The 20,186-nt window shown below is 71.1% G+C and carries 24 protein-coding genes and 3 pseudogenes; 7 read left to right on the top strand and 20 right to left on the bottom strand.

All coding sequences use genetic code 11. From position 1 onward, the window contains the following. Positions 1–82: 82 nt before the first annotated feature. Both QRX50_RS49555 and QRX50_RS50340 read left to right on the top strand, forming a co-directional pair. Positions 83–334, top strand: a pseudogene (locus QRX50_RS49555) (GMC family oxidoreductase N-terminal domain-containing protein); the annotation flags it as partial. Then, complete coding sequence (locus QRX50_RS50340) at positions 288–1,067, top strand: GMC oxidoreductase (RefSeq protein WP_434533288.1); 780 nt, start codon at positions 288–290, stop codon at positions 1,065–1,067. The pseudogene QRX50_RS49555 and the gene QRX50_RS50340, both read left to right, overlap by 47 nt. Here QRX50_RS50340 and QRX50_RS19340 read toward each other — a convergent pair. After that, entirely contained in the window at positions 1,064–2,269 is a 1,206-nt protein-coding gene (locus tag QRX50_RS19340) for a beta-ketoacyl-[acyl-carrier-protein] synthase family protein (RefSeq protein WP_285973340.1), read from the bottom strand. The genes QRX50_RS50340 and QRX50_RS19340 overlap by 4 nt on opposite strands. 180 nt (positions 2,270–2,449) lie before the next feature. On the opposite strand from QRX50_RS19340, the pseudogene QRX50_RS49550 reads away from it, so the two are divergent. From QRX50_RS49550 to QRX50_RS19320, 3 genes and pseudogenes are all read left to right on the top strand, one after another. Then, a pseudogene (locus QRX50_RS49550) lies at positions 2,450–3,501 on the top strand (LLM class F420-dependent oxidoreductase). An 18-nt stretch (positions 3,502–3,519) separates the two neighbouring features. Next, on the top strand, positions 3,520–3,651 hold the full coding sequence (locus QRX50_RS19325; protein WP_285973339.1) for a hypothetical protein: 132 nt from the start codon (positions 3,520–3,522) through the stop codon (positions 3,649–3,651). A 314-nt stretch (positions 3,652–3,965) separates the two neighbouring features. Then, entirely contained in the window at positions 3,966–4,493 is a 528-nt protein-coding gene (locus QRX50_RS19320) for a winged helix-turn-helix transcriptional regulator (RefSeq protein ID WP_285973338.1), read from the top strand. 38 nt (positions 4,494–4,531) lie between these two features. On the opposite strand, the gene QRX50_RS19315 is transcribed toward QRX50_RS19320, so the two are convergent. The 5 genes and pseudogenes from QRX50_RS19315 to QRX50_RS19300 all read right to left on the bottom strand — a co-directional run bounded on the left by QRX50_RS19315 (position 4,532) and on the right by QRX50_RS19300 (position 6,640). After that, the gene (locus tag QRX50_RS19315; RefSeq protein ID WP_285973337.1) at positions 4,532–4,687 is read right to left on the bottom strand and encodes a CGNR zinc finger domain-containing protein; all 156 of its coding nucleotides are present in this window, start codon (positions 4,685–4,687) and stop codon (positions 4,532–4,534) included. A 125-nt stretch (positions 4,688–4,812) separates the two neighbouring features. Further along, positions 4,813–5,121, bottom strand: a pseudogene (locus tag QRX50_RS49545) (ABATE domain-containing protein); the annotation flags it as partial. A gap of 7 nt (positions 5,122–5,128) precedes the next feature. Further along, complete coding sequence (locus QRX50_RS19310; RefSeq protein ID WP_285973336.1) at positions 5,129–5,287, bottom strand: hypothetical protein; 159 nt, start codon at positions 5,285–5,287, stop codon at positions 5,129–5,131. 32 nt (positions 5,288–5,319) lie between these two features. After that, complete coding sequence (locus tag QRX50_RS19305; protein WP_285973335.1) at positions 5,320–6,300, bottom strand: Rossmann-fold NAD(P)-binding domain-containing protein; 981 nt, start codon at positions 6,298–6,300, stop codon at positions 5,320–5,322. Between the two features lie 34 nt (positions 6,301–6,334). Further along, the gene (locus QRX50_RS19300) at positions 6,335–6,640 is read right to left on the bottom strand and encodes a putative quinol monooxygenase (protein WP_285973334.1); all 306 of its coding nucleotides are present in this window, start codon (positions 6,638–6,640) and stop codon (positions 6,335–6,337) included. A gap of 167 nt (positions 6,641–6,807) precedes the next feature. On the opposite strand from QRX50_RS19300, the gene QRX50_RS19295 reads away from it, so the two are divergent. Beyond that, positions 6,808–7,347, top strand: coding sequence for a winged helix-turn-helix transcriptional regulator (locus QRX50_RS19295; protein WP_285973333.1), 540 nt, complete (start codon positions 6,808–6,810; stop codon positions 7,345–7,347). Positions 7,348–7,489: 142 nt separating this feature from the next. On the opposite strand, the gene QRX50_RS19290 is transcribed toward QRX50_RS19295, so the two are convergent. From QRX50_RS19290 to QRX50_RS19260, 7 genes are read right to left on the bottom strand one after another with little or no spacing between them, the layout of a single operon-like run. Beyond that, positions 7,490–8,377, bottom strand: a complete 888-nt coding sequence (locus QRX50_RS19290) for an alpha/beta fold hydrolase (RefSeq protein WP_285973332.1) — start codon at positions 8,375–8,377, stop codon at positions 7,490–7,492. Further along, the gene (locus QRX50_RS19285; protein ID WP_285973331.1) at positions 8,374–9,090 is read right to left on the bottom strand and encodes an alpha/beta fold hydrolase; all 717 of its coding nucleotides are present in this window, start codon (positions 9,088–9,090) and stop codon (positions 8,374–8,376) included. Before QRX50_RS19285 ends, QRX50_RS19290 begins: the two co-directional genes overlap by 4 nt. 37 nt (positions 9,091–9,127) lie before the next feature. Continuing rightward, positions 9,128–9,910, bottom strand: a complete 783-nt coding sequence (locus tag QRX50_RS19280; RefSeq protein ID WP_285973330.1) for an ABC transporter ATP-binding protein — start codon at positions 9,908–9,910, stop codon at positions 9,128–9,130. After that, entirely contained in the window at positions 9,907–10,680 is a 774-nt protein-coding gene (locus QRX50_RS19275; RefSeq protein WP_285973329.1) for an ABC transporter ATP-binding protein, read from the bottom strand. The genes QRX50_RS19280 and QRX50_RS19275 overlap by 4 nt, the downstream gene beginning before the upstream one ends. Next, positions 10,677–11,660, bottom strand: coding sequence for a branched-chain amino acid ABC transporter permease (locus QRX50_RS19270; RefSeq protein WP_285973328.1), 984 nt, complete (start codon positions 11,658–11,660; stop codon positions 10,677–10,679). The genes QRX50_RS19275 and QRX50_RS19270 overlap by 4 nt, the downstream gene beginning before the upstream one ends. Beyond that, a complete protein-coding gene (locus tag QRX50_RS19265) occupies positions 11,657–12,535 on the bottom strand; it encodes a branched-chain amino acid ABC transporter permease (RefSeq protein ID WP_285973327.1) in 879 nt (292 codons plus the stop codon). The genes QRX50_RS19270 and QRX50_RS19265 overlap by 4 nt, the downstream gene beginning before the upstream one ends. An 8-nt stretch (positions 12,536–12,543) precedes the next feature. After that, positions 12,544–13,731 (bottom strand): ABC transporter substrate-binding protein, encoded by a 1,188-nt coding sequence (locus QRX50_RS19260; protein ID WP_285973326.1) that lies wholly within the window; start codon positions 13,729–13,731, stop codon positions 12,544–12,546. A gap of 246 nt (positions 13,732–13,977) precedes the next feature. Between QRX50_RS19260 and QRX50_RS19255 the strand changes: the two genes are divergently transcribed. Next, complete coding sequence (locus QRX50_RS19255) at positions 13,978–14,772, top strand: IclR family transcriptional regulator (protein WP_285973325.1); 795 nt, start codon at positions 13,978–13,980, stop codon at positions 14,770–14,772. Here the strand turns inward: QRX50_RS19255 and phtC are convergent. From phtC to QRX50_RS19220, 7 genes are read right to left on the bottom strand one after another with little or no spacing between them, the layout of a single operon-like run. After that, complete coding sequence (gene phtC / locus QRX50_RS19250; RefSeq protein WP_285973324.1) at positions 14,769–15,485, bottom strand: 3,4-dihydroxyphthalate decarboxylase; 717 nt, start codon at positions 15,483–15,485, stop codon at positions 14,769–14,771. The two genes, QRX50_RS19255 and phtC, sit on opposite strands and share 4 nt — an antisense overlap. Then, positions 15,482–16,708 carry an NAD(P)/FAD-dependent oxidoreductase gene (locus QRX50_RS19245; protein ID WP_285973323.1) on the bottom strand — a complete coding sequence of 409 codons (1,227 nt, stop codon included), beginning with the start codon at positions 16,706–16,708 and terminating at the stop codon, positions 15,482–15,484. The genes phtC and QRX50_RS19245 overlap by 4 nt, the downstream gene beginning before the upstream one ends. Beyond that, on the bottom strand, positions 16,705–16,902 hold the full coding sequence (locus tag QRX50_RS19240) for a ferredoxin (protein WP_285973322.1): 198 nt from the start codon (positions 16,900–16,902) through the stop codon (positions 16,705–16,707). The genes QRX50_RS19245 and QRX50_RS19240 overlap by 4 nt, the downstream gene beginning before the upstream one ends. A 19-nt stretch (positions 16,903–16,921) precedes the next feature. Then, the gene (gene hcaB / locus QRX50_RS19235) at positions 16,922–17,725 is read right to left on the bottom strand and encodes a 3-(cis-5,6-dihydroxycyclohexa-1,3-dien-1-yl)propanoate dehydrogenase (RefSeq protein ID WP_285973321.1); all 804 of its coding nucleotides are present in this window, start codon (positions 17,723–17,725) and stop codon (positions 16,922–16,924) included. Continuing rightward, complete coding sequence (locus tag QRX50_RS19230; RefSeq protein WP_285973320.1) at positions 17,722–18,048, bottom strand: hypothetical protein; 327 nt, start codon at positions 18,046–18,048, stop codon at positions 17,722–17,724. Before QRX50_RS19230 ends, hcaB begins: the two co-directional genes overlap by 4 nt. After that, positions 18,045–18,626, bottom strand: a complete 582-nt coding sequence (locus QRX50_RS19225; protein WP_285973319.1) for a 3-phenylpropionate/cinnamic acid dioxygenase subunit beta — start codon at positions 18,624–18,626, stop codon at positions 18,045–18,047. Before QRX50_RS19225 ends, QRX50_RS19230 begins: the two co-directional genes overlap by 4 nt. Continuing rightward, complete coding sequence (locus QRX50_RS19220; RefSeq protein WP_285973318.1) at positions 18,623–20,014, bottom strand: Rieske 2Fe-2S domain-containing protein; 1,392 nt, start codon at positions 20,012–20,014, stop codon at positions 18,623–18,625. The genes QRX50_RS19225 and QRX50_RS19220 overlap by 4 nt, the downstream gene beginning before the upstream one ends. Positions 20,015–20,186 lie beyond the last annotated feature (172 nt).

The raw sequence follows: 20,186 nt of genomic DNA, 5'->3' as shown, positions 1-20,186 counted from the left end.
CCGTCGTGCACTCCGCCGCGCCGATTTCGCGGCTCTACGAGGATCCGTTGCCGCTGCCCGTCAGCCCGATCGGCACGCCGCACCCGACGGCGCAGCCTTCGTCCAGGCGGCGCTGGCGGCGGGCCACCCGCGCAACGACGACTTCAACGGCGACGAGCTGCGCGGAGTCGGCTTCAACGAGATCACCGTGCGCGACGGGCGCCGCATGAGCGCATGGCAGAGCTTCGTCGCGCCGGTGCTGGACCACCCGGCGCTGACCGTGACCACCTCGGCGTTGATCGACCGCGTTGTGGTCGAAGGCGGCACCATCGGTTCCCCGGCGATCCTGCTGCGCAGCGGCATCGGCCCGGCCGCGCACCTGCGGGAGGTGGGGATCGACGCCGAGAACGTCGCCGGCGTCGGCGAGAACCTGCACGACCACTCGTTGGTCAGCGTGGTCTACGAGTCCGTCAAGCCGCTGCCGGCGGGGCTGGCGAACCCTGCTGGAGGCGCAGTTCTACGCCGACAGCACCGGCTGGACCGGCCCGGCGCCGGGCCTGTCCAGCCGCTCTTCCTGCACCTCGTCCACCCGGCCGAGGGCTACGAGATGCCGGAACACGGCTACACGATCGCCGCCGGCCTCGTCGCCCCGAAAATCACGCGGCACGCTGCGCTTGGCCTCGACCGACCCGCGGGCGCCGGCGCTGGTCGACCCGCAGATCCTGGCCGACCCGTACGACCTCGAGGCACTGTGCGATGCCATCGAGATGAGCCGTGAGATCGGCGCTCAGCCCGCGTTCGCCGAGTGGCGCAAGCGCGAAGTCACGCCGGGGCCGGAGGCCACCACGCGCGACGCCGTGCGCGAGTTCGCCCGCCGGTCCGTCGGGACGTCTCACCACCAGGTCGGCACCTGCCGGACGGGCGTCGACGAGCTGGCCGTGGTCGACCCGCGGCTGCGGGTCCGCGGGGTGGCCGGGCTGCGGGTGGCCGACGCGTCGATCATGCCGGTGGTGCCGTCGGCCAACACGAACGCGCCGTCGATCATGATCGGTGAGAAGGCGGCGGATCTGATCACCGGCGGGCACTAGGCGACCGGCGAGAACACCAGACTGCCGTTGTGCCCGCCGAAGCCGAAGCTGTTGGAGAGCACGGGTCCCGGCGTCCACGGCGTGGGTTCGCGGGCCACGTCGATGTCGAGCGCCGGATCCTGTGTGGACAGTCCGAGCGTCGGCGGGATCAGCTCGTGTGCCATCGTCAGCGCCACGGCGACGGCCTCCACCGCGCCGGCCGAGCCGAACGAGTGCCCGGTGGCGCCCTTGATGCTGGTCACCAGCGGCCGGGCCGCACCGAACACGCGGCGGATGGCGTGGGCTTCGGCGGCGTCGTTGAGCGCGGTCGACGTGCCGTGGGCGTTGATGTGGGTGATGTCCCGCGGCGTGTAGCCGGCGTCCTCGATCGCCATGCGCATGCAGCGCTCGGCGCCGGCACCGTTCGGGGCGGGTGCCGTGACGTGGTAGGCGTCGGCGGTCGAGGCGGTGCCGTCGATGGTCAGGTAGATGCTCGCGCCGCGCTCCAACGCGAGCTCCAGCGGTTCGAGCACGAGGATGCCGGCCGCTTCCGACGCGGCGAGGCCGTCTCTGTCCACATCGAACGGACGTGAGATCCCGCTGCGGCTCAGCGCGCGCATGTTTTTGAACCCGGCCACGCACACCGGCGTGAGGCTGGAGTCGCTGCCACCCGCGAGCACGAGGTCCGCCGCGCCCGAGGCGATCAGCTTTGCGCCCGCGGCGATCGCGTCGGTGCCGGCCGCGCAGGCCGTGGTGATCACCGACGCGCTGCCCTGGAAGCCGTAGCGGATGCTGAGCGCGGCGGCGCCGGCGTTCGGCATCGTCATGGGCACCGTGTGCGGGGAGACCTTGCGTTCCCCGTGCGCGGCCAGGACCGTGGCCTGTGACTCCAGTGTGGACACACCACCGATGCCCGTGCCGAGCGAGACGGCCGCGCGTTCGGTGTCGAGTACCGCCACCGTCGGCTCGATCTCGCCGGTCAGCAGCCCCGCGTCCGCCAGCGCCTCGTCGGCGGCCGCGACGGCCATCTGCGTCGCGAGGTCCGCCGTGCGCGCCACCCTGTGCGACATCCAGCGCCGCGGGTCGAAGCCGCCGAGCCGCCGCACGTTCGCCGCGGCGGCCGGACGCGACAGCCCGGCCCAGAACTCCTTCACCCCGATGCCGGCCGGCGACACGACACCGATCCCGGTCACCGCGACGCGCCGGTTGAGGGCTGGCTTCATGCACGTGCTCCTTCGAAACAGAGCCCACCATCTGGCTAGGCTTTTACACAGTCAGGTTGTAGTCTACGGGACGACCGCGCCGATCGAACACAGGTCACACCGGCGGTTGACGAGTGAGTTGCATTGCGCAACCCTGAGAGCACGCAGCAACTTCACCGAAGCAGGAAAGCAGGCGGGACCGTGCTTGTCGGCATCTACAACGAGTACAGCGCGAAAGGCACCTTCCGCGACCTGGCCGAAGACGTCGTCGCCTACGAACGCGCCGGCGCGGACATCGCCTACGTGGCCGAGGTGTACACGTTCGACGCGGTGAGCCAGCTCGGCGCGCTCGCCGCGCTCACGAGCACCATCCGCATCGGCTCGGCGATCCTGCCGATCTACACGCGCACGCCGTCGCTGATCGCGATGACCGCCGCGGGCCTGGACCACGTGAGCGAGGGCCGGTTCGTCCTCGGCCTCGGCGCGTCGGGCCCGCAGGTGATCGAAGGGTTCCACGGCGTCCCCTACAACGCCCCGCTCGGGCGGACGCGCGAGGTCGTCGAGATCTGCCGCCAGGTCTGGCGCCGCGAACGCGTTGTACACCAGGGCAAGCACTACCGCATCCCATTGCCCGAGAACGAGGGCACCGGCCTGGGCAAGCCACTGAAGCTGATCAACACGCCGGTGCGCAGCCGGATCCCCATCCTGATCGCGTCGATCGGACCCCAGAACGTTGCCATGACCGCCGAGCTCGCGGACATCTGGCAGCCGTTCTTCTTCCTGCCGGAGAAGGCGAAGGACGTCTGGGGCCGGTCGCTGGCCGACGGCGCCGCCAAGCGCGCCGAGGACCTGCCCCGCTGCAGATCGAGGCCCAGGCGGTCTTCCGCATCACCGACGATCCCCAGCCTGTGCTGGACGCGATGCGTCCCACGCTCGCCCTGTACATCGGCGGCATGGGCGCGAAGGGCCGCAACTTCTACAACGACCTCGTCCGCCGCTACGGCTTCGAGGCCGAGGCGGAGAAGATCCAGGACCTCTACCTGGCGGGCAAGAAGCAGGAAGCGGAAGCGGCCGTACCGGACGAGCTGCTCCGCTCGATCTCCCTGATCGGCCCCGAAAGCCACGTCCGCGAACGCATCGCCGCATACCGGGAAGCCGGCGTCACCACCCTCACCATCACCCCGGCCGGCGCGACGCGCGACGAGCGGGCCGGCGTGGTCGAACAGTTCCGCGCAGTGGTGGACCGGAGCTGACGAGCTTCACCCGCGAGCTTGGTCGAATCAGGCCTCACCGCGGCGGATCTGCTTGCCGCGACAGCATCCGACGCGGTGTTCGACAGCGCGGTCGTCGGCTGGCCGGGCCTGTCCCGCGACCTGCCACCCGGGGCCTGGGCCGCGCAGTAACTCCCCTCTCCCCGGACACCGGTGAGTACGCGCAAACCCCAACCACAACAACGATCCGGCGCTCGACTTCCACAGCCCGATCCTGCACCGTCTCCCCCGAACCACTGGCGAGCAGCGTCCGCGGCCACGCGACGTCGGCCTAAGTCCGTCTCGGCGAGGAGCTCGGCCCGGCTAGCTTCTTGGCCGGGCAGCCAGAGCACGACGGGTCTCGCGGTCCCTGACCTGGTCATGGACCCCAGCCGGCTTTGCCAAAGGCATAGCCAGCACACCAACAGCCTGGCTATGGTCAAAGCTAGGCAGGTACAGTGGCTGTCATGGCACACACACAGGAGCCCGAGACGGACCTGCCCGTGGTCACGCGCGTCGGCCGGTTCGTCGACCGCGACGCGTGGACTGCCGAGGGCTGGTGCAAGATCGAGCGCGCGCTGGAGCTCGTCGGCACGCGCTCGGCGATGATCCTGCTGCGCGAGGCGTTCTACGGTGGCCGGCGCTTCGACGAGCTCACCAGGCGCACCGGCCTGAGCGACGCGGTCGCGGCCAAGCGGCTCAAGCAGCTGGTCGACGACGGTCTGCTGCGCCTGCAGCCCTACCGCGAGCCCGGTTCGCGCACCCGCCACGAGTACGTGCTGACCGAGCGGGGCCGTTCGCTGTTCCCCGTGGTGGTCGCGATGATGAGCTGGGGCGCCACTTTGGCGGGCCCGGCCGGCGGCGTCGAATTGGTGCACGCCGGCTGTGGTGAACCGCTCCTCGCCGCCGTGCGGTGCGCGGCGGGCCACGACGTGACCATGGCGGACACCGAGGCGCAGCTCTCCCGCGACGCCAAGCGGGCGCGGCGGGCGTAGCCTGCCCCGGCTGTCGCGAGTGGACTGACTCACGGCGCTCACAGCACCACCCGCCGGCGCCGGGCGCGGGAAGCCCGCAGGTTGGCGATATTGCCGCAGACCTTGACGTCGTGCCAGACGCGGCTATTGTTGCGGGGCGGTCGTGGAACGCGATCGGGCACGCCGAGTCGCGACAGGTCTTCAGGCGCTGCCATTCGTCCAGCCGGCCGGCGTGGTGGATCTCGAGCAGCACCGCGCCGCCGACGAGCTGCCACCCGCTGCCGGCCGGTTCGAGGTCCAGCCGGCCGTCGGGGGCGGTGCCCGCGGTGAGCGTCAGCCCGGACAACGCGGGCAGCACCGGCTCGTCCTTCGTCCGCACGAGGGCCGCGAGTTGTTCCCGCAGCTGCCGCAGCTCGTCGACATCCGCGGCCCGGAGCCGCACCCGGCGCCGGCGATGGCCTTCGGCTTCCGCCCATGCCGCCATCGCCGCGCCCGCCCAGCGTTGCCCCGAGGCCACTGTGGACAACAGATCGGCGAACCCTCTCCGCGGGCTCGGCCGGGTGTTCAGCAGGTCCTGGACGAGCGCCAGCCCGCCCGGCGCGGCGGCGATGCCGAACCGCTCGCCGGCCGGCCAAGCCCCGGCGCCCACTCGCCGCTCAGCAGACACGACGGAACACACCGGCCGAGTCGTCGTCCGTCCGCTGCGAGACCTCGGCGTCGGCGACGAACGTGGACCCGTGGAACGGGCCCGGGTACAGGTGCCGGATCGCCGGCCGCAGCCCGTTCTCCCGCTCCGGATCCACCGCGTAGGACAACGGACTCTCCTCGATCGGTCAGGCCACCCGCGTCACGGAGCGGGGACGAAACGCGGCCCGCTGGTCGCGAAGTCGGCGCGGTTCTCGGCCACGAACTGGGCGACCGAGAGCGGCGGCCGTCCGCCGATCTTCTCGACCACGTCGTTCGTGCCGGAGAACACACCGTTGCGGTAGTCGATCGCGACGTTCGACAGGTGCTGCACGAGGTGCGCGTCGGCGCCTTTCTCCAGCCCCGACGCGGCGAACTCCTCGACGCTGATCGGCTCGTAGTGCACCGGGTGGCCGAGCTCGGTCGCCATGGCCTCGGCGATGTCGTGGTGGCTCATGATGGTCGGCCGGGACGCGAGCTTGCCGTCCACGACGGGGAGCACGTAGCGGTGCGTCGGGAACAGAAGGCCCGAAACCGCTTGGTGCGCCTCCGTATGGTGCGTCGCGGGCAAGTTGCCCAGCACGTAGGGCGAGTAGTCGACGCGGCGCTGCAGGCCGCGTTCGTCGTAGTAGAACGTCTGCTGCGTGCTGTGCGTGGCGAGGTACGAGGGGAACGTGACGTGCAGCCGCCGCCAGTCGCGGCCGCCGGCGGGCTCGAGCTCCTCGGTCAGCACGCCGGGCAGGGTCAGCAGGTACGGGTTGGTGAGGTAGTTCCACATGCCGTACCCCGCGGTACAACGCGTGCAGCGCGTCCCACCGCGTACTGCGGACTCGCGGCGGGAAGGACTCGCGGGGCGTGCGGCGCTCCTGGAGCACGACACCGTCGGCGTCTTCGATCGTGACCCCGCTGGCGTGTACACCCCGCGCAGCTCGCGGCCGGTGTAATCGGTGAAGACCGTTCGCTGCCGGTGCACGTCGACGGTCAGGTCGACGCCGGCGAACGTCTTCTCCTGGCCGAGGCCCGTCCACGTGGGACCGACCATGTGCAGGTGCGCCCGAACCGTGCGAACTCTGCTCCACCGCTCGCGGCCGCCGTGCGTTTCCAGCACCAGGTCCAGCAACCCGGTGCGCTGACCGTCGTTCACCGATCCAGCTCTTCCGCCGGTCTTACGAGCAGGCTCAGACGGCGGCCTTGTCGTCGACCAGGTTGCCCTTCATGAGCCACACGGGACCCTCGGCGTAGGTGCTTGCCTCGGCGAAGAACGCGCCGAAGTACGGGCCCTGCGCGTGGGTGTTGAACGCCTCGACGTCGGCGTAGACCTCGTTGAGGTAGAACACGTCCGGGTTCTCCTCGTCCGCGATGACCTCGAACCGGACCGAGCCGGGTTCGTTGGCCAGGGAGTCGACGCCGGTCTTGCGGGCCACGCGCACGAAGTCGTCGCGGTGGTCCGGCTGGACGGTGAAGGAAACGAGGAACTGGTACATCGCTGGTTCTCCTGGGGAATTCGACAGGCACCGATCGGCACCGATAGGCACTGACAGGCGCCGACAAACACTGAGCAACAGAGGCAAACGAAGTTCAGTCAATGAACTACCGGCGACTGTAGTACAACTCTAGTTCAGTGAGTGAACTAGCGGAGTAGACTGCCTTTATGTCCCTTCCCAGCACCTACGCGGACCGCAACTGCTCCCTGGCGCGAGCCCTGGAGATCGTCGGCGAACGGTGGACCTTGCTCATCGTGCGCGACGCCTTCTACGGCGTGCGCCGCTTCGGGGACTTCGCGACGCAGCTCGGCATCCCCCGCGCCGTGCTGACGGCCCGGCTGAAACTCCTCGTCCGCGAAGGCGTGCTCACCCGCGACGACAGCGCGGGCACCGTCGAGTACGTGCTCACCGACAAAGGCGTGGCGCTGTGGCCGATCGTCCGCTCGCTCATCAACTGGGGTGACGACTTCTACTCGCCGGCCGGGGTGAAACGCGCGCTGCGCCACGACGCGGACGGCGCGCTGCTCGACCACGAGGGCCGATGCGAGCAGTGTGGCGAGCTCGTCGCGCCCGGCGACACCCGCATCGAACCCGGCCCCGGCTACAAGCCGACCGGCGCCGAGCTCGACCCGGTATCGGCCGAGCTCAACCTCCCGCGGCGGCTCCTCCAGCCGCTGTCGGCGCCGCGCGGCGCGACTACCAGTTGATGGGCTGACTACCAATCGAGGGGCACTGCCAGGAACGGCCCTCCGGCGCCACCTTGCGTGACTCCAGCACCTGCTTCGCGGGCACACCGGCGGCAGCTCGGGCCCGATGCCCGCCCAGCGCTTCGCCTGAGACCGAGCGGGCTCAGGAAACCCCGTCCAGCCACCCGATGACGAGCTCCGCCAACGCTTCGCTGTTGTCCTCACTCATCAGCATGTGCCCGTTGCCCGTGTGTTCCGGATCGTCGAGGAACCGGTACGTGACCTCGGCGCCGTGCGCGGACAGCCACTCGGCGGTGGCGCCGTCGGCCGCGCGCGGGTGGTCCGTGTCGCGGTCGCCGGTGAGCACCAGCACGGGCTTGCCATCGAAGCGACCGGCCCCGCGCAGCTGGCTGCCGCGGAGATTCTGTCGCTGCGCCAGCAGCCCGGCGGGGATGGGGCCGAGCTGCCGGCTGTACGACGCCACCGCGTCGGCCGGAAACCTCGTGCTGGCCCCGATCATCTTCGCCCGGGCGAACGCGTCGCTCGGCCACCACAGGCCGTGCTTCGGGAGCCGCCAGCGCAGGGCCAGCCCTTGGATCTCGACGTCGTTTTCGGTCTCGTCCAGGACGGTGGGCTCTGGCTGGATGTCGCCGGGCGGGCCGGGCGCGAGCGCGACGAGCGCGGCGATCCGATCTCCGTGCGTGGCCGTCAGCCGGAAGCCGAACGGCCCGGACATCGAGTGCACGACGAGCACCACCGGCCCGTCCTGCGCCTCGAGCAACGCCCCGAGCGCGGCGCAGACGACCTCGCCCGTGACCTCGTCCGGCGGCAGCGACGTGCTGCGCCCGGTGCCGGGCCAGTCCGGCACGAGCACGCGGTAGCCGTGCTCGGCAAAAGTGTGGGCCCAGCCCGGGCGACCGTCCGGAGTGGACAGATAACACGCACCGGTCACGCTGCCGCCGTGCACGAGGACGACACTGCGCGCCGGCGCGTGGTCCGGCCGCAGCTCGTCGTAATACAGCGGCGCCAGGAAACCGGTGCGGTGCCTCACGCGGTGGCCTTCAGCAACGCCTCCGCGAGCTCCGCGGGGTGCGTGAGCATCGCTTCGTGGCTGCCGGCGCACTCGACGATCCGCGGGTCGGCCAGCCGCGCGGCGGCGGCCTGGTAGACCGTCTTCGGCACGGCCTGGTCCTCCAGCAGGTACACGTAGCTGCTCGGCACGCCGGACTCGAAGAACCGCGAAATCCGCGCCGGCTCGGTGAACCAGCCGAACGGCGTGGGTACGAGCCGCGAAGCCGTGGCGGCCGCGAGTGCTTCGTCGGCATCCTGCATGAACGACGCCGACCACAGCGCGGGCGGGATCGCGACGGTGTTGTCGGAAGTCTGCTCCGCCAGCGCGGTGACTCCGCCGACGAGCTCCTCGGGCAGCACGTCGTTCACGCACTCGCCGTCGAGCAGCACCCACGCGTCGACGAACACGGTGCGCTCCACGCGCTCAGGCCGCCGTTCCGTGACGAGCTGGATCACCGGGCCGCCACCGCTGTGGCCGACGAGCGTGAACCGGTCGAAGCCGCGACGGTCGAGCTGCCCGATCAGGTCGTCGACCATGGCGGTGAGGGTGACGCCGGAGCGGTCGACTTCACCGTCTTCCAAGCCGCGCAGCGTGGGGGCGAACACGTCGTGGCCGGCGGCGCGCAGGTGTTCGGCGACGGTGTCCCACGCCCAGCCGCCCTGCCATCCGCCGTGGACGAGCACGATCTTCATCGGTGAACTCCTCGCTGAGTTTCTCCTGTGGACAGTCCTAGGTGGTCTGCAGCGGTTCGCGCAACCCCGCCGGCAGCGCGCGGGCGTGACCCACCGCAACGGCGTCGCGGGCGGTGCCGAGGTAGTGGCGGCTCACGTCCTCGTCGGCGAGCAGGGCCGCCGCGGTGTCGGTGCGGGTGATGGTGCCGTTCTCCATCACCACGCCGTGGTCGGCGATGCCGAGCGCGGCGGCGGCGTTCTGCTCGGCCAGCAGGATCGTCACGCCGTCGCGCGCGAGCTGTTGCAGCACGCCCAGGATCTCGGTGACCAGCAAGGGCGCGATGCCCAGCGACGGTTCGTCGAGCAGCAGCACCTTCGGTTCCCGCACGAGCGCCCGCGCGATGGCCAGCATCTGCTGCTGCCCGCCGGACAGCAGCCCGGACTGGCGGGTGGCGAACTCGCGCAGGATCGGGAACAAGCCGTAGACCCGCTCCAGCCGCTCGGTCGCCGCCGTGCCGCGCGCCCCGGTGCCGTGCAGGCCGACCTGCAGGTTCTCCGCGACGGTCAGGTCACCGAACAGCTGCCGCCCGGCCGGGACGAGGCACACGCCGCGGCGCGCCACCTCGTGCGCGGCGAGCCCGGCGACCGGTGCGCCGCCCAGCATGACCTCCCCCGCGGACGGCCGGTGCAGCCCGGCGAGGCACTTGAGCAGCGTGGTCTTGCCCGCGCCGTTGGCGCCGATCATCGCGACCATGGTGCCGTCGGGAACCTCGCAGGAGACGTCGTGCAGCACGCGGGTGGAGCCGTAGCGGGCGTCGAGGCCGCGGACGGTGAGGTTCATGGCTTCACTCCCAGGTAGGCCTCGATCACGGCCGGGTCGGCCTGCACCCGCTGGGGCACGTCGTCGGCGATCACCCGGCCGGCGTCGAGGACGGTGACGTGGTCGCTCACGGTCATCACGAGCTCGATGTTGTGCTCGATCACCACCAGTGAGATGCCGCCCGCGCACACGGCCCGCAGCGCGGCCGCGAGCTCGCCGGTCTCCGTGTCGTCGAGCCCGGCCGCCGGTTCGTCGAGCAGCAGCAACGTGGGCCCACCCGCGAGTCCCCGGGCGACCTCGACCAGCCGCTGGGCACCGGCGGGCAGCTCACCCGCGAGGCTGTCCGCGAACGCGCCGAGCTCCAGGAACTCCAGCAGCTCGTCGGCGCGGCGGCCGAGCGCGCGTTCCTCGCGGCGGGTGCCCGGCAGGCGCAGTCCGTCGGACAGGAACCGCGCGCGGGTGAAGCGGTAGCCGCCGAGCATCACGTTCTCGCGCACCGTCAGCGTGCCGACCAGCCGCGCCGACTGGAAGGTGCGCGCGAGGCCGAGCGCGGGCAGCCGGTGCGGCCGGATGCCGGTGATGTCGCGCCCGGCGAACTCGACCCGGCCTGCGTCGGGCGCGGTGAACCCGGTCATGAGGTCCAGCAGCGTGGTCTTGCCGGCGCCGTTGGGGCCGATGATCGCGCGCACGGTACCGGGGGCGACGGTGAAGCTCACGTCGTCGACCGCGGTCACGCCGCCGAAGCGGCGGGTCAGGCCGTGGACGGCCAGCAGCGGGGTCTCGGTGGTCATCGCTGCACCGCTTTCTTGATCGCGCCCCAGATCCCGCGCGGCAGGTAGGTGATCACGAGGATGAGCACGACCCCGGCCACGAACGGCGACCAGGACGCGAAGCTCTGCCCCACCTCCGGCAGCCCCTGGATCACGAGCGCGCCCAGCAGCGGCCCGACGATCGTGCGCGCGCCGCCGAGCGCGAGCATGATCACGATGCTCAGCGCCACCGTCACCCCGACCACCTCGGGCGAGATGAACCGCAGGTAGAACGCGTAGAGGCTGCCGCCGAGCGAGGCGTAGACGGCGGAGACCACGAACGCGCTGGTCTTGTAGCGGGCCGCGTTGATGCCGAGCATCGTCGCGGCCGCCGGGTCGGCGGCGATGGCCGAGAGCGCGCGCCCGGTCTGGGACCGCTGCAGGTTGCCGACGAACCACGCGCCGAGCCCGCACACCACGAGCAGCAGGTAGTAGTTGGCCTGGTCGCTGAACACGTCGAACGTGCCAAGGCGCAGGCTCGGCACGCCGACCAGGCCCGAGGGCCCGCCGGTGAACCCGGTGAGCCCGGACGCGAGCGACTCGGTGATCACGGCCAGCCCCAGTGTCGCCAGCGCGAGGTAGTAGCCGCGCAGCCGCAGGAACACCGTGCCGAGCCCGGCCGCGACCGCCGCGGAGACCACGGCCATCACGATCATCGCCACCAGCGTCGGCCAGTGCCAGCGCAGCGTGAGCAGACCCGCGCCGTAGCCGCCGATCGCCATGAACAGCGTCTGTCCCAACGAGACCTGGCCCGCGTACCCCATGAGCAGGTTGAGCCCGAGCACGATCAGGAAGAAGATCCCGGCGATCACGAGCAGGCCCAGCCAGCCCGGGACCAGCAGCGGCAGCACGAGGGCGACGACCACCGCGACGGCCGCGACGACCAGCCGCTGCGGCGACCGGCCACGGCGGGCCTGCGGGCGGGCCGCGATGGCCGGAGTGGTTTGTTCCTGCGTCGTCATCGGCGCACCTCGCTCGTCTTGCCCAGCAGCCCGGTCGGTCGCACCAGCAGGAGCACGATGAGCACGGCCATCGCGATCACCTGCGCGAGGTCACCACTGGTGTAGCGGCTGAAAAGTCCTTGCAGCAGACCGAGAACGAGGCCGCCGACCACGGCACCGGCCGTGCTGCCGAGACCGCCCGCGACCGCCGCGATGAACCCGGCGACCGCGTACGGCGTCACCGTGGAGAACTGCAGGAACGTCGCCGGGATGACCGTCGTGCCGGCCAGTGCTGCCATCGCGCCGGCGAGGCTGAACGCGATCAGCCGGACGCGCCCGACGTTGATCCCTTGCAGCGCGGCGGCTTCCGGGTTGCTCGCCGTGGCGCGCATCGTCAGCCCGAGGCTCGTGCGCTGCACCAGGAACCACAGTGCGGCCACCGTGACCACGAGCGCGCCGATGATCCACAGGTATTGCGACACGATGCGGACGCCGCCGATGGTGATCGCCGTGTCGCCGCTGAAGGGCTGCATCGTGTACGGCAGGTTGCCCCACACGAGCAGCAGCAGCCCGCCGATGGCCTGCAGCAGGCCGACGGTGACCAGCAGCATCCGGTCCGGCGTCGCGCGGGCCGCGGCCGGCGCCATCACCAGCCGTTCCACCACCGCCATCAGCAGCGCGAAGAGCGGCACCACGATCACCACGGTGACCAGCGGCGGCACCCCCAGCCACTGCTGGATCGACACGGCCAGCAGTGCCGCGAGCACCACGAACCCGCCCTGGGCGAGGTTGATGATGCGGCTGATCGAGTAGACGAGCGAAACGCCCAGCGCGATCAGCGCGTACACGCCCCCGTCGGCGAGGCCGCCGATGAGGACCTGGATCAGTCCGGACATGGCCGTGCTCATCTCCCCACGAAGGTCAGCCGGCCACCGCTCGCGCGCACGATGCCGACGTCGTCGGCGCCGATCCCGCGGTGGTTGTCCGGAGCGAACGAATACGTGCCGACGACACCCGGGACCCCGCGCAGGCTCTCCAGCGCGTCACGGGTTCCGGCGACATTGCCGTGGGCCTTCTCCAGTGCCTGCGCGACGAGCAGCACTCCGTCGTAGGCGACGCCGGGGCCGAAGTCGGGGTCGGCGCCGTAGCGGGCGCGGAACTCGTCGTGGTAGCCGCGTTCCAGCTGCTGCACCTGGGTGCCCGGATTCTGCTGCTGCCACCAGAAGTCACGGGTCGCCGGGATGAGCAGCGTGTCCGGTGTGTAGTCGGCGATGCGGCGCAGGAACGCATAGGTGAGATTGCCGTCGGTGGTCGCGACCGGGAGCTTGAGTCCCATCTGGTCGATGCCCTTGAACGCGACACCCGCGGCCGCGCCACTGCTCCACACCACGAGCGCCTGCGGCTTGCCCGAGCTGGTGGCCTGCAGCTGCGAGGTCACCGACACCGCGGTGGGGCTGTAGCTGGCCTGTCCCACCACGGAAACGCCTGTGTGCGCGGCGGCCGACTGGATCGCGTGCGCGCCGTCGAGGCCGCTCGCGTCGGTGGTGTAGATGAGCCCGACGCGCGTGATGCCCTGGCTCTTCCAGTACGCCAGCAGCCGCTCGGCGAGCGTGTCGGTCGGCGCGCTGGCCGACCACTGGTACGAGCCCGGTTTCGGCTTCACCCCGGGGGAAAGGCAGTAGTCGATCAGTTGCGCGCTGGACGCCAGCGGGATCACGGCCTGGCAGGGACCCGACAGCGACGGCCCGACGAGCGCGTCGACGCTGCCGAGCATCTTGCGCGTCTGCAGCACGGCCTGCGCGGGATTGCTCTGGTCGTCGGCGGTGCGCAGTCGCAACTGCTTGCCGTTGACGCCGCCGCGCGCGTTGATCTGGTCCACCGCCAGCTGCGCGCCCTGCAGCTCGCCGACGCCGAGCTGGCTGCCGGTGCCGGTCTGGCTGGTGATGAGGCCCAGGGTGTAGACGGAGTCGTCGGAAGCGGCTGAAGCGGAGCAGCCGGCCGTGGCGAGTGCGAGAGCCGCGAACACGAAGCCGAAGCGGCACCGTGGTGGGGACGGTCTCGGCGGCGGGGAGAACTGAACAGCAACGGTCATGGTTCACCAGTCTTCTGCGATGAAGAAGTGCGCTCTGTCTAACAGAGGTTGACAACCGGGTCAAGGCACAGGTTCGCCGTGCTTTCCCAGCGTTTCGGAACGGTTGCGGACCGCGTTTTCCGTGCCGCACAAACGCGATTCGTTCTCGAGTTCTTGGCTGCCGGGCACGGGTTCCTGGCGCGAGCCACCCGCGGCGCGGTGATCACCGGGACCCGCCGGGTTCGCCGCTTGCCGTACGATTCTGCTATGAAGAAGCCCGCTCTCGACCCCGCCGGCGCGCACTCGCCCGCACCGCAGTACCCGATCGACTCGGTCGACAAGGCGCTTCGGATCCTTCTGCTGCTGGGGGATCGCCCCGAGCTGCGGATGACGGACGTCGCCGAGTACCTGGGTGTCGCCTCGTCCACCGCGCACCGGCTGCTGGCGATGCTGCAGTACCGCGGCTTCATCCGGCAGGACGCGCGGACGAAGACGTACCGGCCAGGCACTTCGCTCACGGCCGTCGCCTTCGCGATCCTGCAGCGGTTCGACGTGCGCGAGGCACTGCGGCCGTTCCTGGAGAAGCTCAACAACGAGTTCGCCGAGACCGTGCACCTCGCGATCCTCGACGGCACCACGGTGCGGTTCATCGAGGCCGTCGAAAGCCCGCGCGCGGTCCGGGTGGCCTCGCGGCTGGGTCAGGCGATGCCCGCCAACTGCACCTCGACCGGCAAGGCGCTGCTCGCCGAGCTGTCCACCGAGGACCTGCACCGGATGTACCCGGACGAGCAGCTGGAGACGCTCACGCCGAACTCGATCGGCACCCGCGCCGAGCTGGAGCTGGAGATCGAGAACGTGCGCAGGCGCGGATACGCGACCAGCAGCGAGGAGAGCGAGGAAGGCGTGGCGTCGGTCGCCGTCGCCTTCCCCGCCGGGAACCTCCCCGCGCGGCTCGCGCTGAACGTCTCGCTGCCGGTCGGGCGGCTGTCGCGCGCCGAGGTCCGGCAGATCGGCGAACGTCTCAAGGAGACGGTCGCCGAAGCCACGCCGCTGCTGCACTAGCCGAGCCGGGCGAGCTCGTGGCGCCAGGCCACGCCCTCGTTGAAGGCCGGCCCCAGATCGGGCAGCTCCGCCAGATCCTCGGGCGGCAGGTCGACGAGCCGGCCGCCGGCACTCACCACGGCCAGCGCCATCCGCGCGAGCGTGTCCACGGACAGCGCGCGCAGCACGGCTTCCTGCACCGAACCGCCGCTGCTCGTGAGCCCGTGCCCGCGCAGCAGCACGACCGGCCGGCCGGCCATCGCCGCCACCATTTCCTGCGCCAGCGTGCGGTTGCGGACCAGGACCCCACGCGGGTACACGGGCACGCCGCCGGCCGCGAGCTTCGCGCCGGGGATGTCGTAGGCGCCGACGATGGGCCGGATCGCCAGCCCCGCCAGGTCCGCCGCGACGACCGAAGGCGGGTGCGCGTGCACCACGGCCTTCACCTCGGGGTCGGTCCGCAGCACCTCGGTGTGCAGCGGCAGCTCGTTGGGGACCGACCAGCCGTCGAGCTCACCGGCCGCCGCGGCCGCGCCGTCGAGGTCGACCAGCCGGATGTCCTCGGGTGACGTCCACGCCAGCCCCCGTTCCTGCTGCCCGCGGCAGCGCACGAGCAGGCGGCTGTCGTCGACGCGCAGGGAAACGTGGCCAAGGAACCCTTCCGCCAGCCCGCGGGCCGCGAGCACGCGGCAGGCGTCGGAGACGAGCTGCCGTTCCTGCGGGAACTCGGTCATGCAGCGCTCACCGGGGCGATCAGCTTGTCCAGCACGGAAAGTCCTTCCTCGTAGGGGGTGCCGGCGGTGATGAGACGGCGCGCGGCGACGAGCAGCTTCGGCCAGTTCACCGTGACGGCCGCGGAAAGCCGGCCGGCTTCGTCGCGGTAGAGCGCGCCGAACCGCGGTGGGTCGGTGGTGGGATCACCCGCCAGCTCGAAGCCGGTCGCCCGGTTCGGCCGTCCGGCGATCTGGATCTTCCAGTCGTACTGGTCGCTCCACGCGTATTCGGTCGGGCGGTACAACACCGGCTCCTCCGGGTGGACGACGTTGTGCGCCACGCACGCCGCCTGCTCGACGGCGTTGGTCCAGTGCTCGACGCGCACGTGTTCGCCGTGACCGGCGTGGAACCAGCGGGCGACGTCGCCGACGCCGAAGATCTCCGGGTGCCCGGTGGCGTGGCAGAACTCGTCGCACACGAGGCCGTTGTCCAGCTCCAGCCCCGAATCGGCGAGCCACTCGACCGCCGGCACCGCGCCGATGCCGACGACCACCGTGCCCGCGGGCAACACCGTTCCGTCGGTGAGCGTGACCTCGAGCGCGCCCACGTGGCCGGACACCGCCCGGACGCCGGTGCCGAAGCGCGTCTCGACGCCGTGGCGCCGGTGGACGTCGCCGACCAGCCGGCCCACCTCGTCACCGAGCACGCGTGCGATCGGCGACGGCAGGGGGTCGACGACCGTGACCACCCGGCCGGCGGCGTGGGCGGTGGCCGCGACCTCGGCGCCGATGAACCCGCCGCCGACGACCACGAGCGGCCCCGGTTCGGCGAGCGCGTCCCGCAGGCCCGTGCCGTCGGCGAGGGTCCGGAGCACGTGCACCCCGGATTCGGCGGCCCACGGCGACGGCCGCGCGGTGGCGCCGGTGGCGATCACCAGGGTGTCGTAGCCGAGGGTCGTCCCGTCGGCCAGCTCGACACTGCGCGCGGCCGCGTCGAGGCCCGTCGCCGCGACCCCGAGCCGCAGCTCGATGCGGTCGGCGGCGGCTTCCTCCTCCGTGAGCAGCGCCAGCCGGTCGTGCTCCCACGCACCGGCGAGGAACTGCTTGGACAGCGGCGGTTTGTCGTACGGTACATGCGGCTCGGCCCCGACGAGCACGATCCGGCCGTCGTGGCCCTGCGCCCGCAGCGCCTGCGCCGTGCGGACGCCGCCCACCGACGCGCCGACGATCACGACCGTGCTCATCCGTCGACCACCCCCAGCGCCTTGACCGGGCAGCTGCGCGCGGCCGCTTCGACGCGGGCGCGATCGGCGTCGGGGATGGTTTCGATCAGCAGGACGACTTTGCCGTCGTCGTCGATGTCGTAGACGTCGGCGGCGGTGGTGAGGCAGTTACCGTAGCCCTGGCAGAGGTCGGTGTCGGCGGTGAGCTTGGCCATCGGTCTTTCCGTTTCGGGTTCAGGATCGCTTGCGGGGCGCGGAAACACCGATGCCGCCGTCGGGGTGGACGGCCTGACCGGTGATGCCGCGGGCGCGGTCGGAGGCGAGGAACACGTAGCTCCACGCGTGGTCCTCGCCGCTGAGCGCCACGTGCAGCGGCACGCGGGCGGCGAGCTCCTCGGCCCGCCGCGGCGCGTCGCCGAGACTGCGCTCGGCGGTGCCGAGGCTGGGCAGGCCGCGCAGGTCGGTGCCCAGCGTCCCGCCGGGCGCGACGCCGTTCACGCGGATCTCCGGCGCGAGGTCGTGCGCGAGCGCGGTGACGAGCCCGCGCACCGCGAACTTCGACGACAGGTACAGCACGCCGCCGCGGCCCGGGTAGTACGACGACGTCGACTCGGTCAGCAGCACCACGCCGTGGCCCGAACGCTTCAGCTCCGGCAGCGCGGCCTTCACCGAGTGCAGGTGGCTCTTGACGTTGGTGCGGAACATCTCGTCGAACGCGTCGTCGAGCACGGCGGCGTCGAGGTCCTCGATGCTGCGGTAGAAGTCGAACACGCCGACGCAGTTGACGAGCACGTCGAGGCCGCCGAACGCGGCGACAGCGGCGGCCACGGCGGTGTCGTTGGCCGCTCGCGTGGTCGCGTCGCCGACCGTGACAGGTACGTCCGGGGCCTCGGCTTCGAGCGCGGCCGCCTTGGCCGCGTCGCGTTCGAGCACGGCAACCCGGGCGCCTTCCGAGCGGAACGCGTCGACCACCGCGCGGCCGATGCCCGAACCGGCGCCGACGATCAGCGCGCGCCGGCCCTCCAGCCAGCCCGTCATCGGTCTTCCTCCGGGTTCGTGGCTTCAGCGGCCACGAGCGGGCCGAACGGGTGGCCGATCATGGCGGAGAACGTCTCGGTGTTCTGCCAGGTCAGCGCCTCCAGCTCCAGCGGGCACAACGACACCCACTGGCCCGACTTCGGCGACTCGATCAGCAACCGGGCCCCGTTGCGCGTGTCGACGCGCCGCACCATGATCTCGGCGAACTCGTTGCCGAGCCGGATCACCTCGCCCGTCGTGTGGGCGACCAGTTCGTCGTGTTCCGCGGCGGCCGCGGCCGCCGCGCGGGCGTCCTCGGCCTCGCCTTCCCAGGAGAGGTTCACAGGAAGATCGCCAGGTTCTGCATGCGGATCACCGAATCGTCGACGAGGATCGTGCGCCGCGCGAGCTGCCAGCCGTCGGGGCTGCGGCGCAGCAGGTCCTCGCGGCCGGCGGAGACGATCGAGCCGGCCAGCACGTCGCCGCGGCTGCGGAACAGCAGCGTCGCGGATTCGACGACGAGGTGGTTGTCGTCTTCGGTCGCGAAGGTGCGCACGTTGGACAGGTGGTGGCGCAGGCGCGAAGGCGGGTCTTCGGTCCAGGCGTGCTCGGTCATGAACCGCGCGACGCGCCGCGACAGCGAGTACTTGTCCTCGTCGAAGTGCGCCATGCCCGGCGCGGTGTCGAACCCCGCCCCCAGCGCGGTGGTGACGCGCACCGGCATCAGGTAGTGGATGTCCTCGGTGAGCGTGGTCAGCCACTGCTCGTAGTCCTGCGCGTCAAGCAGCCACGCCTCGTCGACCAGCCACTGGTGGGCCTGCAGGTGGCGGGTGTCGTCGAACGGCAGCGGCCGGCCGGTGCGCTGGATCCTCGACGCGTGGCCGCCGAGCGCGGAGCGGCTGGAGTGCGTTTCGGTGGTCATGCCTGCACCGCCTCGGCGGTCTCGGCCGGCGCGCCGACTTCCAGGGCCGTGGCCGATTTCGCCGGCTGTTCGAGGTAGTCGGCCCAGCGGTTGAGCAGCTCGCGCTGGTTGTACTCGCCGTAGCCGGTGTGCGCGACGCCCGGGCCGTGGAACTGCTCCGGCGTCAGCGCGGGCACGACCTCGGTGTCGTCTTCGAGGATGCCCATGCGGCTGTTGAGCTTGAGGCGCCGCGCCATCGAGCCGGCCGCGGTGTTGGTGAGCGAGACCCAGTTCTCGACGTCGTCCTGCTCGAACATGCCGGTGGAGCCGAAGCACATCAGGTAAGCCTTGTAGGACAGGGCTTTGTACTCCTCGGGTGCCTCGGCGTCGACCGCGAACCAGGACAGCACCTCGGTCTCGTTCTCGCTGATCGGCTGCCACTGGCGGACGGAGATGAACGGCAGCACGTCGTCGGAATCCGCGACGCGCGGCCAGTTGTGCACGAACGACAGGTTCGGGAACACCGACGCGGCGGAGATCATGAAGCCGTCCTCGCCGATCACCTGCTGCTGGGCCTGGGAGAACGTGGTCTTCATGCGGTCGACCATCACCTGCGGGTAGCCGACGTACCGCGTGCGCTCGTCGAACCCGCCCGGCGGCAGCTTGTAGGTGGTGCCGCCGCCGTTGCCGGCCCAGTAGGTGGCGCCGTCCTTGCGCTTCTCCGCCTTCGGCTCGCGGAACAGGCCGATCTCCACGACCGACGTGTGCGTCTGCGGGGTGTGGTACATGTCGCCGGCGAAGTTCTCGGCGCCGATCTTCCAGTTGGCCTTCACGCGCCAGCGCTGCGGGCCGCGCAGCTCGATGCCGCTGGGGCTCTGCTTGGTGTAGAAGTCCAGGTAAAAGCGGAAGTCGCCGAGGAAGTCCACCAGCGGCGGGGCTTCCGGGTCCAGCGAGATGAAGATCATCCCGTTGTAGGTGTCGAGGTTGGGCGCCGGCAGCAGCCGCTGGCCCTTGCGCTTGAACCCGGCCTCGCCGCCGTAGGCCTCCTGGTGGAACGGCAACCCGACGATCCGGCCGTCGTTGCGGTAGGACCAGCCGTGGTACGGGCACCGGAAGTGCGACGCGTTGCCCATCTCCGCACGGCAGACCTGCATCCCGCGGTGCAGACACATGTTGAAGTGCGCCCGGATCTCGCCCTTCTCGTCGCGCGTGACGATGAACGAGTCGTCCAGCACGCGGCGCACCACGTAGTCCCCGGGCTTGGCGATCTCCGACTCGTGGGCCACGAACAGCCACGCCCGGCCGAAGACCCGCTCCCGCTCCAGCTCGAAGATCTCCCGGTCGTTGTAGATGTGCGCCGGGATCATCCCGCGCCGCACGTCGGACAGGGTGCCGGACTGATCCGTCATCGTCGACTCTCCTCAAACCCGCAAACTCTGTAGAGCAGAACTAATCTCTGAACAGTAGAGCAGAAGCGGAGATCGGGAGTCAATCGGCGCGCCCGCCCTCGCTGTGCGAGCCAGGACACGCCGAAGAGCCCTCGAGGCAATGGGTGCGCATGCCGTCGACGGTGCCGAATCG

It is taken from the genome of Amycolatopsis sp. 2-15 (genome assembly GCF_030285625.1).
GTDB classification, from domain to species: Bacteria; Actinomycetota; Actinomycetes; order Mycobacteriales; family Pseudonocardiaceae; genus Amycolatopsis; species Amycolatopsis carbonis.
Note: the sequence above shows the minus strand (reverse complement) of the source record. Positions and strands in the feature narration are given on the sequence as shown.